14 protein-coding genes are annotated in these 13,801 nt (G+C 65.9%); 4 read left to right on the forward strand and 10 right to left on the reverse strand.

Annotated features, from left to right (window positions below):
* Nucleotides 1–2: 2 nt before the first annotated feature.
* From H4O10_RS02385 to grxD, 7 genes are all read right to left on the reverse strand, one after another.
* Entirely contained in the window at nt 3–1,172 is a 1,170-nt protein-coding gene (locus H4O10_RS02385) for a PilW family protein (protein WP_012479677.1), read from the reverse strand.
* Nucleotides 1,169–1,669, reverse strand: a complete 501-nt coding sequence (gene pilV, locus H4O10_RS02390) for a type IV pilus modification protein PilV (protein ID WP_005408857.1) — start codon at nt 1,667–1,669, stop codon at nt 1,169–1,171. The genes H4O10_RS02385 and pilV overlap by 4 nt, the downstream gene beginning before the upstream one ends.
* A complete protein-coding gene (locus H4O10_RS02395; RefSeq protein ID WP_012479676.1) occupies nt 1,666–2,181 on the reverse strand; it encodes a Tfp pilus assembly protein FimT/FimU in 516 nt (171 codons plus the stop codon). Before H4O10_RS02395 ends, pilV begins: the two co-directional genes overlap by 4 nt.
* Before the next feature lie 161 nt (nt 2,182–2,342).
* Entirely contained in the window at nt 2,343–3,731 is a 1,389-nt protein-coding gene (gene ppnN / locus H4O10_RS02400; RefSeq protein WP_005408855.1) for a nucleotide 5'-monophosphate nucleosidase PpnN, read from the reverse strand.
* Nucleotides 3,732–3,983: 252 nt separating this feature from the next.
* On the reverse strand, nt 3,984–7,232 hold the full coding sequence (locus H4O10_RS02405; RefSeq protein ID WP_080101792.1) for a TonB-dependent receptor: 3,249 nt from the start codon (nt 7,230–7,232) through the stop codon (nt 3,984–3,986).
* 232 nt (nt 7,233–7,464) lie between these two features.
* A complete protein-coding gene (locus H4O10_RS02410) occupies nt 7,465–8,241 on the reverse strand; it encodes an SDR family NAD(P)-dependent oxidoreductase (protein WP_049395448.1) in 777 nt (258 codons plus the stop codon).
* A complete protein-coding gene (gene grxD / locus H4O10_RS02415; protein ID WP_005408852.1) occupies nt 8,238–8,558 on the reverse strand; it encodes a Grx4 family monothiol glutaredoxin in 321 nt (106 codons plus the stop codon). The genes H4O10_RS02410 and grxD overlap by 4 nt, the downstream gene beginning before the upstream one ends.
* 121 nt (nt 8,559–8,679) lie before the next feature.
* Here grxD and H4O10_RS02420 point away from each other — a divergent pair, with 121 nt between their 5' ends.
* Nucleotides 8,680–9,258, forward strand: coding sequence for a superoxide dismutase (locus H4O10_RS02420; RefSeq protein WP_032966020.1), 579 nt, complete (start codon nt 8,680–8,682; stop codon nt 9,256–9,258).
* Between the two features lie 116 nt (nt 9,259–9,374).
* On the opposite strand, the gene H4O10_RS02425 is transcribed toward H4O10_RS02420, so the two are convergent.
* From H4O10_RS02425 to purE, 3 genes are all read right to left on the reverse strand, one after another.
* A complete protein-coding gene (locus H4O10_RS02425; RefSeq protein WP_005408850.1) occupies nt 9,375–9,716 on the reverse strand; it encodes a carboxymuconolactone decarboxylase family protein in 342 nt (113 codons plus the stop codon).
* Nucleotides 9,717–9,828: 112 nt separating this feature from the next.
* Nucleotides 9,829–10,977 carry a 5-(carboxyamino)imidazole ribonucleotide synthase gene (locus tag H4O10_RS02430; RefSeq protein ID WP_049419355.1) on the reverse strand — a complete coding sequence of 383 codons (1,149 nt, stop codon included), beginning with the start codon at nt 10,975–10,977 and terminating at the stop codon, nt 9,829–9,831.
* Entirely contained in the window at nt 10,974–11,477 is a 504-nt protein-coding gene (purE, locus tag H4O10_RS02435) for a 5-(carboxyamino)imidazole ribonucleotide mutase (protein WP_005412808.1), read from the reverse strand. Before purE ends, H4O10_RS02430 begins: the two co-directional genes overlap by 4 nt.
* Nucleotides 11,478–11,535: 58 nt before the next feature.
* Here purE and H4O10_RS02440 point away from each other — a divergent pair, with 58 nt between their 5' ends.
* The 3 genes from H4O10_RS02440 to H4O10_RS02450 all read left to right on the forward strand — a co-directional run bounded on the left by H4O10_RS02440 (nt 11,536) and on the right by H4O10_RS02450 (nt 13,769).
* Nucleotides 11,536–11,805 carry a Trm112 family protein gene (locus H4O10_RS02440; RefSeq protein WP_005408847.1) on the forward strand — a complete coding sequence of 90 codons (270 nt, stop codon included), beginning with the start codon at nt 11,536–11,538 and terminating at the stop codon, nt 11,803–11,805.
* A complete protein-coding gene (nadC, locus tag H4O10_RS02445; protein WP_005408846.1) occupies nt 11,802–12,653 on the forward strand; it encodes a carboxylating nicotinate-nucleotide diphosphorylase in 852 nt (283 codons plus the stop codon). The genes H4O10_RS02440 and nadC overlap by 4 nt, the downstream gene beginning before the upstream one ends.
* A gap of 114 nt (nt 12,654–12,767) precedes the next feature.
* Nucleotides 12,768–13,769 (forward strand): DUF2272 domain-containing protein, encoded by a 1,002-nt coding sequence (locus tag H4O10_RS02450; protein WP_005412807.1) that lies wholly within the window; start codon nt 12,768–12,770, stop codon nt 13,767–13,769.
* Nucleotides 13,770–13,801 lie beyond the last annotated feature (32 nt).

Consider the following 13,801-nt stretch of genomic DNA (forward strand, 5'->3'; position numbering starts at 1 on the left):
GGTCAGTTCCCGAACAGTCGGTTGCGCAGTGCCACGGACACCTCGTAGGAGGCGCGGTAGCGATCGTCGTAGGTCGTGGGCGGATTGAAGCCAACGCCGAGCACGCCCAGCTGGGCCACGGCCGTATTGGCCTGCTCGGCCGCGGCGCGCTGCGGGCTGCGCACCAGCAGTCCAAACTGCACCAGGCCAACCCGTCGCCACGCAGCGACAGCGGCGGCATCGGTACCGGTACTGACCCCGCTGGCAGTCTTCTGAAAGGCGATTACCCCGGACGGCGGCGCGGTGCTGCTGATCGCCGTCTCGGTATCCTGGCCGTAGAGGAACTGCAGGCTCTCAATGCCCTCCACCAGCTCCTCACCGGTGGCGAACGTGTTGTCGCCAGCGCCACGCGCGCGGTACAGCGCGGGTTCGCCGGCGGTATTCGTTGCCACGTAGTACGCCATCGATTCCACCCGATAGACCATGGTCACCGCGTTGTTGGCCGAATACGCCGAGAGATCGGCTTTGCTGGCCGTGATCGTGCTGCCGGCGATTTTTCCGGCAAACACGTCCACTTTGCTGCAATCGGCCACGGCAAACGCCGAGGGCGTGGTGACGGCACCGGCCGACAGGCGGGCCGCCGCGTCACTGGCGATCGTGATGTCCGGCGAAGTACCGGAGCCGATGGACAGCACCGGCGAGCCTTCCGGCGCAAGGTAGCGCATCACGATGATGTCGCTGCCGCCAAGCGGTTTGGGCTTCAGATTGGTGATCGCCGACGGCGTGCTGCCGGCAGCCCCCCAGCTTGCGCCGAGGGTCAGCTTGTTGCCAGGCGCGGTGCCCTGTGCCTCGTAACCCTGGATCGGCACCGAGAAGTCCATCGGGCTGCCATCACCCGACTTCACGCCGGCAATGTTGACCTTGACACTGTCCTGGGCGCGCACCAGGTGCGCCTGGTCATTCACGCAGCCCATGTGCCCGGCCATCCGGATGTCGCGCTCGAGGAACTCCAACGCGAATCGGGCGTTCTCCTGGGTGCGCGCGACACCTTCGGACAGCTGCGAGGCCGCCCGCGAAGCCATGAAGATCTGGGTCACGCCCAGCATCAGCACCAGGCCGATGACCAGCGAGATCAGCAGTTCAACCAGCGAGAGGCCAGCCGCATGGCTGGCAGCGGAAGGCGCGCGCTTCATAGACGGGTAACCAGGGTGAACGTGGTGATGCTGTCGGGATTGGCTGCGTTCCATCGCTCGTCTCCCCAGCCGATGCCCACCGTGACCAGACCATCATTGACGGTCACGTTGGCGCTGGCCTTGCCTCCCAGCACCTTGACGACCTGGCATTGCCAGCGCGCCACGTTCGCCTTGGAGGCTGTCACGTCGGCACTGTTGGGCCAGGTGCAGGGGCCAGCCGGCGCGGTGACCGAGCCGGCAGTGAAGGAGGCCTTGGTGTATTCGCCACCGTTGAGGGTTTCGCTGCGCTGTACGCGCATCAGCTCGATCAGATCGTAGGCCAGGCTGGTGGCCTGGGTGCGCTGGCTGGCGCTCTGCACGAACCGCACGTTCATGGTCTGCAGCAGCGCAAAGCCAAGCAGGCCGAACGCCAGCACCAGCAGCGCGATCAGCACCTCGATCAGGCTGAAGCCACGACTGCGGGCAGGCCCGCCCATGCCGGAACGACGACGTTTCATTTGCAGGTTCCTCCGGTGGAGCGGACCTGGCCGGAGAACAGGACGGTCAGGGTCCGCATGGGGTCACCCGTCTTGCAGCCTTGCGGCACCAGGCTCACGACCTGGTCGGCGGACGCGCGGCGGCGTCCCTGGGAATCGAAGGTGATGACGGTTGGGCTGGGAGCCTCGACCGCCAGGCTGCTGCTGCCCTTGGAGAAGCGCAGCACGCTTTCGCTGCCGCTGACGGAGCCATCGCCATCGGCGTCGCCCCAGGCCAGCATGCCCTTGCTCCACTCACCATCGCAGGACGTGCCGTTGCTGCTGCCGCACACCCCGCCACCATGGCGGTTGCGGATGGCCTCGCTGCGAGCGAGCGACAACAGACCGATCACCTCGTTGTTGGTGGTGGTCAGCCGGTTCGAGCGCATCGCGGTGCGGAAGCTGGGATAGGAGATGCTGGCCAGAATGACCAGGATGACCAGCGTGATCATCAACTCGACCAGCGTGAAGCCGTTTTGCCGGCGCAAAGACATTGGACGCTCCCCAGCGTGTTGATGGCCACGATGGGCCATCGTCCCGCCACCGGCAAGCGGCGGCAGGATGAACGGTCAATCCAGGGCGACGGGCGTCAAAGCCTTGACGACCCGCACCTTCCCACCCCGGCCGGCGCGATCCCCATCGCACCGGCCCGGGCTCAGGCCAGCACCTGGTAGCAGGGCTGGTATTCGCCGGAGATCTTCATCCGGCGCTGCTCGACGAAAGCGCGCAGCAACGCGTCCAGCGCCTGCATCATGTCCGGGTCGCCATGGATCTGGAACGGTCCGAACTGTTCGATGCGACGCATGCCGTCTTCCTTCACGTTGCCGGCGACGATGCCCGAGAACGCGCGGCGCAGGTCGGCCGCCAGCGCATGCGGCGCACGCCCGTGGTGCAGGTCCAATGCGGCCATCGCCTCGTGGGTGGGCACGAACGGCTGCTGGTACTCCCACGGAATCTCGATCGACCAGTTGAAGAAGAACGAGTCCTTCTGCGCCAGGCGGTGCTCGCGCACGCGCTTGATGCCATTGGCCATCTTCTTCGCCACCGCCACCGGGTCGCCGATGATGATCTCGTAGCGCTCGGCGGCCGCGTCACCCAGGGTCAGGCGGATGAAGCGGTCGATCTGCTCGAAGTACGGCGCCGCCACGGTCGGTCCGGTCAGGATCAGCGGGAACGGCAGGTCCTTGTTTTCCTCGCGCAGCAGGATGCCGAGCAGGTACAGGATCTCCTCGGCGGTCCCGACGCCACCGGCGAACACAATGATGCCGTGGCCGATGCGGACGAAGGCCTCCAGGCGCTTCTCGATGTCCGGCATGATCACCAGGTGGTTGACGATCGGGTTCGGCGACTCGGCGGCGATGATGCCCGGCTCGGTCAGGCCGATGTAGCGCGTCACGGTACGGCGCTGCTTGGCATGTGCGATCGTGGCACCCTTCATCGGACCCTTCATCGCGCCCGGGCCGCAGCCGGTGCAGATGTCCAGGCCGCGCAGGCCCAGTTCATAGCCCACCTGCTTGGTGTACAGATACTCGTCGCGCGAGATCGAGTGGCCGCCCCAGCACACCACCAGGTTCGGGTCACCCGGGTTGAGGATGCGCGCATTGCGCAGCAGGCCGAACACCGCGTTGGTGATGCCCTCGGACGACTCCAGCTCGGCCGCGTAGGCAGGGCCCATCTCGATGGCCATGTAGGCCAGGTCACGCACCACGGCGAACAGCAGTTCGGCAACACCGCGGATGATCTCGCCATCGACGAAGGCCATGGCCGGTGCGTTGACCAGGTCGATGCGCACGCCGCGATCCTGCTGCGCCACCTGGATGTCGAAATCGGGATACAGATCGCGCGCCGCGCGAGGATCGTCAGAGGCACTGCCGCTGGTCAGCACGGCCAGCGCGCAGCGGCGCAGCAGCTCGTGCATGCCGCCGGCAGAGGCATCGCGCAAGCGGGCCACTTCGGCCCGCGACAGCACATCCAGCCCACCGCGCGGGTAGATCCGCGCGTCCTGCACTGGCAGTGCGCGGGCTGATTTTTCGTTCGTGGTCATGTCCAATTTTTTGCTTCCTTCAAGGTTTCCGACTGTACTGCCGCCCCCTTAAAAAGCAAAACGGCCGGGAAGCCCGACCGTTGGATGTGTGCTCCCCGCGTTCGCCTTTCCGGGACCGCATCGGCGGCGTTGGCACCGCGCACATTTCTGGATGCTACGCCGATGCAGAGTGGCCTGCAAGGACTTTCGCCTGAACGGAAAACGGCCGGGTTTCCCCGGCCGTTTCCGTTTACATCATCAAGCTCTGACGGATCAGAACTTGTACTTCACAGTCAGCTGCATGGACCAACGCGACACGGCAGTGTTGCCCTTGTCATTGTTGTTTTCCTGGATCGAGGAATCATCCGCACCGGTGAACGAGTACACATACTTCCCGGTGGCCGGATCGATACCTGCGAAGTTGCCCACGCGGCGGGTTGCATAGAAGCCGTAGTCGTCAATGAGGCCCCACTTCTTGTTCAGCAGGTTGCCGACATTCATGATGTCCAGGGCGACTTCACCCTTGTGACCCTTCACGAAGCCTGGGAATTCCTGGCTGATACGAACGTCGAAGCTGTTGACCCACTTGGCGCGGTGCGAGTTGGCCGGGACCACGCTGCCACGGTAGGCCTCGAGTTCCGGGTTCTGCGCCAGCCAATCGAAGAACTTCTTCTCCATCGTTGCGCCGCCAGTGAACAGCACGTCGCCCACACCCTTCGGCACGTAGAACAGATCGTTGCCGATGGCGCTGTCGCCGTTGGCATCGTTGTAGAACACGTAGCTGTACGGACGGCCCGAGCGACCTTCGTAGAAGAGGCCGATACGGGTAGCGTTGTCACCGAAGAAGTTGTGCTTCCACTCCAGGGTGCCGGTGATACGGTCCTTGATTGCATAGCGCGAGTTGTACGCGATGTTCTCGTTGGCGTTCAGGATCTGGGTGTTGTTCCAGTTCGAGGTGTTCTGCGAGCTGGTCAGCGGGCTAACTTCCTTCGACTGGGTGTAGGTGTAACCCAGCGACCAGCCCCAGTTCTCGGTCAGCGGCTTGGCCAGCGAGAAGGTAGCCTGGCTGCCACGACCCTTGTCGGTGTTGCGCAGCAACATCACGTCACCGATGTTGTTCGGACGGTTGGCGCGGTTCAGCGCGCCGTTGGTGCCGTTCTCCATGCCCAGGTTGTCGCCGGAACGGCTGTCGATCTTGCTGTTGGCCTGATTCAGACCTGCCGGGTTCCAGTACAGCTCACGACCGTCCTGCGCCGAAACGAAGGTCGCACCCTTGCCCTTGCCGTCCGTCAGGTCCAGACGTTCGAAGTACAGACCATCCTTGACCTTGGTGAACAGCACTTCAGCCGACGCCACGATGCCGTACCACGGCAGCTCATGGTCGAACGCCAGGTTGGCCTTCCACACCGACGGCAGGCGGGTGCCCGGAGCGATAATGTCCACGTTCTGGCGAGCAATGATCTTCGACGGATCCGGAATGAACGGATTGTCGGCATCAGCACTGAAACCACCCGGGTTGCCACTGACGTTGTACTCGACGTAGTTCAGACCGGTGTTCTGGTAGGCACCTGCCAGCCACACGTTCGGTGCTGCACCGCCGAACAAGCCAACGCCACCGCGCAGCTGGGTCGGACGATCGCTGTCGAAGGTGTAGTTGAAGCCAACACGCGGCTGGAACAGGCTCTTGTCCACCAGTTTGGTGTTGTCGTAGCCGTAGCGCGACTGGATGTCGGTGTTGTACTTGTTCTGGCTGGTGAAGTCCGGGATATCAAGACGGACACCAAACATCAGGCTCAGGTTGTAGTTGATCGCCCAGGTATCCTGGATGAACAGGCCAGTGTTCTTCAGATGGAACTTGGCCGGAATATCATCCAAGCTGCCACCCGGACGCGGCACGCGCAGCTGGTAGCCGTTGGCGGTACCCTTCAGGAACGACGCCAAGTCGCGGAAGTCGTACGCGCCGTACAGATTACGGCCGTAGAAGTTCATCAGGTTATTGTCGGTGTAATCGAAACCGAACTTGACGGTGTGGTCACCGATGTACCAGGTACCGGCACCGAAGGCGCTAAGTTCCTTCGACTCGACCAGATTGGTGTGAGTGTTCTGCTCGGTGCCCAGGTACAGCGAGTTGTTGCCGAAGCGCACGCGCATCTGCGGCAGGTGCGAAGCCGCGACACGATTGGACGAGTAGTCCTTGTGCGAAACCTTGAACTCGGTCGAGAAGTTCTCGGACCAGTCACTGAACAGTTCACCCATCCAGGTTTCGTACTGGGTCGGCTGGGTGTACCAGAAGTCACTCAGCGACAGCGCGCTGCTGCTGACCTGCGGGAAGCGGACGACGTCCTGCTTCATCTTGTTGTAGCGCAAGGCCGCACGGTGGTTCTCGTTGATGTTCCAGTCGAGCTTGACGGCGTACTCTTCGATCGTCGTCTTGTTGTTCAGACCGTCAACGCCGCCGACCGGATAGCCCAGATCACTCATGCGCTTCTGGACTGCCGAGATGTCGGCGTCACTGATGCCGCCCTTGGACGGATCCTTGTTGTACGGGCTGTCACTCAGGCTCACGCCGCCGCCGCTACGCTCGTACTTTTCATAGTTGGTGAAGAAGAACAGCTTGTCCTTGAGGATCGGACCGCCGAACGTCATGCCGTAGGTCTTCTCGTCCTTGAAACCATTGAAGTCCGACTTGTCACCTTCCAGGCGCGAACGGACCATGTCCTTGTCGCGGTACGAACCGTACACGGTGCCGTGGAACTCATTGGTACCCGACTTGGTCACGGCGTTGATCACCGCACCGGTACCGCCGGCGATGGTGGTGTCGTAGTTGGCCAGGTCGATGTTGATTTCCTGGATGGCATCCATCGACACCGGCTGACGCTCGGTCGGCAGGTTGTTGGAGCCCAGGCCGAACGGATCGGAGGCGCTGATGCCGTCGATGCGGATGGCGTTGTAGCGGGTGTTCTGGCCACCGGCCGAGATCGCGCCGTCAGCCTTGCTGACCTGCGAGATGCGCGGGTCCAGGCGGATGTAGTCCTGGATGTTGCGGTTGGCCGACGGCAGCGCGTCCATCGTTTCGCGGGTCACGTTGCTGCCGGTGCCCATCTTGTTGGCGCTGAACAGGTCCAGGCCGCCGGCGGTCGCAACAACGTTCACCGCGTCCAGGTTGGTCGCAGCCAGGTCACCGCCCAGGTTGGCGTTGACGGTGTTGACCTGGTTCAGGTTCAGGTAGACACCCTCTTCGGTCTTGGTGCCTTCACCGGACTTGGTGATGGTGATGGTGTACGGACCACCCACGCGCAGGCCGCGCGCGTTGTATCGACCCGACGCATCGGTGGTGGCACGCGAAACGGTGCCCGACTCGGTGTGGGTGATGGTGACTTCAGCGCCGGCGACAGGCTGGCCTGCGGCGGACATCACCTGGCCGCCGACACCGGCAGAGGTGCTCTGGGCGAAGGCGGGAGCGGCGGCGAGCGCAGCCACGAGACCAAGGGTGAGCTTGGACATCCGGAGTGGGTGGGTCATTTTTCGGTAGCCTCGATGCGAGTTGGCGATGGCGGAAAAAAAGCGCATCCAAACAGCCCTGCGGGTGGCTGGTCGGAGATTTATCTGGGGTTCCCTACCGCTTGGCTGAAGGCAGCCACAACGGTTAACACTAGATTAACACGCTACGCCATCAATGTGACGGTTGTGCGACAAACGGCACCGGATCGCAACGCAATCGTGACGGGTTCTTCACTCCGCCTTTCCCCCGGCCTCATTCCGTCAGGGGCGCCTCACTGGCGTCGAGAATCCGGCCCCGCCAGGCAAGCCCAGCGCTGGACAGCAGGGTCACGGCCGCCGCAGCGGCGGCCTCCGGGCCCCGGGCGGCCGGGTCCTGGTCGACGGAATAGGCCCTGGCGCGCAGCGCCGTGCGCAGGGGGCCCGGATACAGGCCGCTGACCCGCACCGGGCTGCGGCCGAGTTCGTCATGCAGGCTGGTGATCAGCCCGCGCAGGCCATGCTGGGCCACACCGTATCCACCCCAATAGGCCTGCCCCACCCGTTCGGAGGCATCGACCGCAAACACCAGGGCCGCGTCGTCGCGCTGCCGCAGCAGCGGCAGGCAGGCCTGGGTCAGCCACGCCGGGGCAGTGAGGGTGACATGCACCGCACGGGCGAAACTGGCCGGGTCGGCCAGTTCGAACGGGGTCAATCCGGGGAAATGGGCGGCACAGACCAGCACTCCATCCAGGCGTCCCAGCTCGCGCTGCAGGGCCTGGGCCAGTTCGGCATAGTCGTCGGGGCCCGCACCCTCCAGATCCAGCGGATACAGCAGCGGTTCCGGGCCGACGGCCTGGACCTGGGCATAGACACGGTCCAGGCGGCGCGGCTTGCGGCCCAGCAGGACCACGGTGGCCCCGGCGGCGGCGGCGGCAACGGCCGCCGCACTGCCCAGCCCACCGCCGGCGCCGGCAACCAGCACCACGCGATCCTGCAACGGGCGGCCATCGAGCGCCCCCTTGGTCGGTGACGTCGATGGCCAGGCACTCATCCCTGGGTCGCCTCTTCGACGATGCGCTTGAGCTCGCCGGCTTCAAACAGTTCCAGGACGATGTCGCAGCCGCCGATCAGCTCTCCATTGATGAACAGCTGCGGGAAGGTCGGCAGGTTGGAGAACCGCGGCAGGTTGGCGCGGATCTCGGGTTCTTCCAGCACGTTGACGGTGCGCAGGGTGACCGCGCCGGCTGCCATCAACGCCTGTACGGCGCGGCTGGAGAAACCGCACATCGGGTATTGCGGGGTACCCTTCATGAACAGCACGAGCGGGTAACGATCGACCTCGGCCTGGATTTGCTGCATTACCGCCACAACCTCACTCCTTGCTTCGCCGGACAAACCGACCGCGGTGGTCGGCTAGACTGCCCACGGTAGCCGCCATTGTAAGCGGATGGAACCGGCTGCCGCCGCCCCTCTGGCCACGAACCTGTCCATGCCTGTCGAATTGCCTGCCCTGCCCTACCTTTCCGGCTCCCTGCAGCCGCACCTGTCCGCACAGACCCTGGAGCTGCACCACGGCCGCCACCATCGCGCCTACGTGGATGCGGTCAATGCCGGCATCCTCGGCACCGAGTGGGAAGACGCGTCACTGGAAGAGATCGTCCGCCAGGCCCAGGGCAAGCTGTTCGATGCGGCCGCCCAGGCGTGGAACCACGGCTTCTACTGGCAGTGCCTGCGACCGCGTGGCGGTGGCGAACCGCAGGGTCGCCTGGGCGAGCTGGTGAAGCGCCAGTTCGGCGACGTGCAGCGCCTGCGCGAGGAATTCAACCGCACCGCGCTGGGCCTGTTCGGCTCCGGCTGGGTGTGGCTGGTGCAGCATCCGGGCGGACAGCTGGGCATCCAGGCGACCCGCAATGCCGGCACGCCGCTGACGGGTGAAAGCACGCCGCTGCTGTGCTGCGATGTCTGGGAGCACGCCTACTACACCGACTACCAGAATGATCGCGCGCGCTATCTGGACGCGTTCTGGCAGATGGTCAACTGGGAATTCGCTGAGAGCCAGCTACGCTGAGGCAGCGGCACCGCCCCGGGGTGGTGCCGGCCGCTGGCCGGCATCCCCCCATCGGTGTACAGAGATGGCGAATCTGCCGGCCAGCGGCCGGCACTACCGGAAAGCAGAGCGTGGCTTCACGCGTTCTCGTGCGCGGCCACCGCATCCATCACCCGCGCCGAGTACACCAGCGCCGCACCGGCATTGAGCGACACCGCCACACCCAGCGCCTCGGCGATTTCCTCGCGGTTGGCACCGTGCTTCAGCGCGGCATCCACGTGCACGGTGATGCAACCGTCGCAGCGGGTGGTCACCGCCACCGCCAACGCGATCAGCTCGCGGGTCTTCGCATCGAGGTGGTTGGTCTGCGCGCCAGCGTTGGCCAGGGTGGCGTAGCCCTTGACCGTATCCGGTGAGAGCTTGCCGATCTCACCGATACGGCCCTTCAGTTCCTTGCGGTAGGCATTCCAGTCGAGCATGGGGGTGACTCCTGTGAAAGGAGCTCCACGCTACCACCGGGAATGTTGCGCCGATGCCTGCACCGGCGCTTCACAGCGTTGCACTGCCGACCAGCGGCCGGCACTACCGGGCTCAGCGATTGCGCAACGCGTGCACCGCCGGCGCCACCTGGGCCTGGCGATCCAGCTCCAGGCCGACCTGCTCCAGCGCATCGGCCAACGCGGCAGCATCGTCATCGCGCAACGTGGCGTGGCCGACCTTGCGGCCTTCGCGCGGCTCCTTGCCATAGTCGTGCCAATGGCCGCTGGCCTGGCCCAGCACCGGTGCCGGGTCCGGCATCGCGCCCAGCCAGTTCAGCATGCAGGCGTGGCCGAGCATGCGGGTGCTGCCCAGCGGCAGGCCCAGCACGGCACGCAGATGGTTCTCGAACTGCGAGGTCTCGCTGCCTTCGATGGTCCAGTGGCCGGAGTTGTGTACGCGCGGCGCCATCTCGTTGGCCAACAGCTCGCCATCGCGACAGAACAGCTCCAGCGCGAACACGCCGACGTACTGCAGGTGCTCGGCGACACGGCGGGCATAGCCGATCGCGGCCTGCTGCTCGGCATCGGACAGCACAGCCGGTGCCACGCTGGCCGACAGCACGCCGTCGACATGCCAGTTGCCGGTGACCGGCCAGGCTTCGAAGCTGCCATCGCGGCCACGCACGGCGACCACGCTGACCTCGCGCTGGAACGCCACGAAGCCTTCCAGGATCAGGCCGGTACGCTCGACCTGCGCGCCCAGTGCATCCCACGCGGCGTCGATGTCGGCCTCGCTGCGCAGGCGGAACTGGCCCTTTCCGTCATAACCAAGGCGGCGGGTCTTGAGGATGCACGGCAGGCCGAACTCAGCCGCCTTCGCAGCCAGCTCGTCACGGCTGCGGATATCAGCGAAGGCCGGCAGCGGGATGCCCAACTGCTGGAACAGGGTCTTCTCGCTCAACCGGTCCTGGGCCACCGCCAGCGCGGCCGGCGGCGGATAGACCGGCACGCGGTCGACCAGGAACTGCGCGCTGTCTGCGGGCACGTTCTCGAAATCGAAAGTGACCACATCGACCTTGGCGGCGAACTCCGCCAGCGCGTGGCGGTCATCGAAGGCACCGACGGTGAGCGGCGCCAGCGGGCCACTGCAGGCGTCGGCCGCCGGGTCGTACAGCTGGAAGCGCAGTCCCAGCGGCGCACCGGCCAGGACCATCATGCGGGCGAGCTGGCCGCCGCCCAGGATGCCGACGGTCAGGCTCATTGGCGCGGATCGTCGTGGGCCATCACGTCTTCGGTCTGGCGTGCACGGAAGGCGTCGAGCGCCTGGCCGATCGCCGGCTGGTCGCTGGCCAGCATCGCAGCAGCGAACAGCGCCGCGTTGGACGCGCCGGCATTGCCGATGGCGAAGGTGGCGACCGGGATGCCGGCCGGCATCTGCACGATCGACAGCAGCGAATCCATGCCGTTGAGGGCCTTGGACTGCACCGGCACGCCCAGCACCGGCACGGCGGTCTTGGCGGCGATCATGCCCGGAAGGTGCGCAGCCCCGCCGGCGCCGGCGATGATCGCGCGCAGGCCACGCGGGCCCGCCTGCTCGGCGTAACTGAACAACACATCCGGCGTCCGATGCGCGGACACCACCTTCACTTCGAACGGAACACCCAGGGCTTCAAGCTTCTGGGCGGCGTGCTGCATGGTTTCCCAGTCGGAACGGGAACCCATGACGATGCCGACAAGCGGCGCGATCGGGTTGGGGGTCATTGGCCGTCACCTGCCTTAAAGACGTATTCTAGCCATCTTCCACGCAAGACGAAGAACCATGGATCGCAAGCTGCTCGACCTGCTGGTGTCGCCGGACACCCGCCAGCCCCTGTCCCTGCTGGATGGCAAGGGCCTGGAAGCCCTCAACAAGGCCATTTCCGCCGGCGCGGTGAACAAGGCCGATGGCAACCCGCTGGCGCAGCCGCTGCGCGAAGCCCTGGTCACCCGCGACCGCAAGCAGGTGTTCCGCGTTGACGACGGCATCCCGGTGCTGCTGGCCGAGGAAGCCATCCCGACCGCCCAGATCGCCGACTTCCCGGCCGCATGAGCGCGCTGCCGACGCCGGATGCGGCCGTTGTCGCCGCCGATGTCGCGCGGGCGCTGGCCGAGGACCTGGGCAGCGGCGACGTCACCGCCGCCCTGCTGCCCGACCAGGCCGACAGCGCTTACCTGCTGTGCAAGCAGGACGGGGTGATTGCCGGCCGCCCGTGGTTCGACGCCACCCACCGCGCACTCGACCCGGACGTGCGCATCGAATGGCGTGTCTCCGAAGGTGACGCGGTCACCGCAGGCACCGTGCTGGCCCTGCTGCACGGGCGCAGCCGCAGCCTGGTCAGCGCCGAGCGCACCTCGCTGAACTTCCTGCAGACGCTGTCTGGCACCGCCACCACCACTGCCCGCTACGTGGCGGCGGTGGCCGGTACCGGCACGCGCATCCTCGACACCCGCAAGACTCTGCCTGGCCTGCGCCTGGCGCAGAAGTACGCAGTGCGCTGTGGCGGCGGCGACAACCACCGCTTCGGCCTCTATGACACGGTGATGCTGAAGGAAAATCACATCCGTGCCGCCGGTTCGCTGGCCGCGGCGGTGGCCGCCGCGCGCCGGCAATGGCCCGCGCTGCCGCTGGTGGTCGAGGTCGAGGACCTGGCCCAGCTGCGCCAGGCGCTGGAAGCCGGTTGCGAGCGCATCCTGCTGGATGACTTCAGCCCCGACCTGCGCCGCGAGGCAGTGCGCATCACGGCCGGCCGCATTCCGCTGGAAGTGTCAGGCAGCGTGGGCCTGGGCGGCCTGCGTTCGATCGCCGAGGACGGCGTTGACTGCATCTCCATCGGTGGACTGACCAAGCACGTGCAGGCCATCGATCTGTCGCTGAAGCTGGGCCCGCCGCCGGGTTGAGGCCTGGCGTGGGGGCCGATCCGTTGTCCATGGGAAAAGGGATCTGACCCCGTTCTCACACCCGGCGTTCACGACAGCGCTGCGACGCTGAGGTATCCCCCACAGGAGCCGCGCATGCGCCGGATGCTCTTGCCTGCCTGCCTGCTGCTGGCCGCGGCACCGTTGTCCGCAGCGGCCGCCGAGGCCTGCGATGTTCCGCCCCGCTTCGGCCTGAGTCCGTTGGCGGTGGCCATCCGCAACACCGCCTGCAATGAGCACCGGCTCTGGTACCGGCCCTTCATCGATCGTGAAGGCCGTGCCGCCAGCCTCAGCGTCACCGAAGCCGAAAGCGATCACCTGGCAGACAATGGCCTGATCGCCTGGCAGCGCGTGGCCGGCTACTGGCGCAACAGCGGCACACTCAATGCGATGGGCAGCATCGCGGGCGCCAGCAGCTGCCTGGCGCCGTTGGGCACGCGCTACACCGACAGCGACTGCCGCGCCTTCCTGATCGACAACCCATGGTCGGCCGCGTTCATTTCCTGGGTGATGGTGCAGTCCGGCGTTCCTGGCTTCAATACGTCGCCACGCCACATCGACTACATCCGTGCCGCCTACCAGGGCGGTCCCTCGGGCGTGCCGTACCGGCTGGTCGACCCGGCCACGGCCAAACCCGCACCGGGCGACCTGCTGTGCTTCCTGCGCGACCGCAGCACCACGCTCAGCTACAGCGGGCTGGTGCAGGCACTGGGCAATGGCTCGGTGGGCCACTGGAAATCGCATTGCGAAGTGGTGGTGGCGGCCAACCTCGGCGGCGACCAGACCCTGTACCTGGTCGGTGGCAACGTGATGAACACCGTAGCGATGCGGTTGCTGCAGCTGGATCGTACGGGGCTGATCAAGCTGCCTCCGGCACGCGAACGCAACAGCACCGGCATCGACCCCGGCTGCACACCAGGTCGCGAGGACGAATGCAGCTTCAACCGGCAGGACTGGGCAGCGCTGCTGCAGCTGACTGCAACCTCACCGCTGGTGATGCCCTCGCCCACTGCGACGCCGATGCAGCCCACTCCGGCACCGCAACCGGTCATCGTGCCCGCGCAGCCGATGTCCAGCGAACCGCAGCCGCGGCGGTGAGTGCAGCGCTTGATCCAGCGCGCGTTCGCCGC

It is taken from the genome of Stenotrophomonas sp. I18B00994, assembly GCF_014145825.1.
Taxonomy (GTDB): Bacteria; Pseudomonadota; Gammaproteobacteria; order Xanthomonadales; family Xanthomonadaceae; genus Stenotrophomonas; species Stenotrophomonas maltophilia.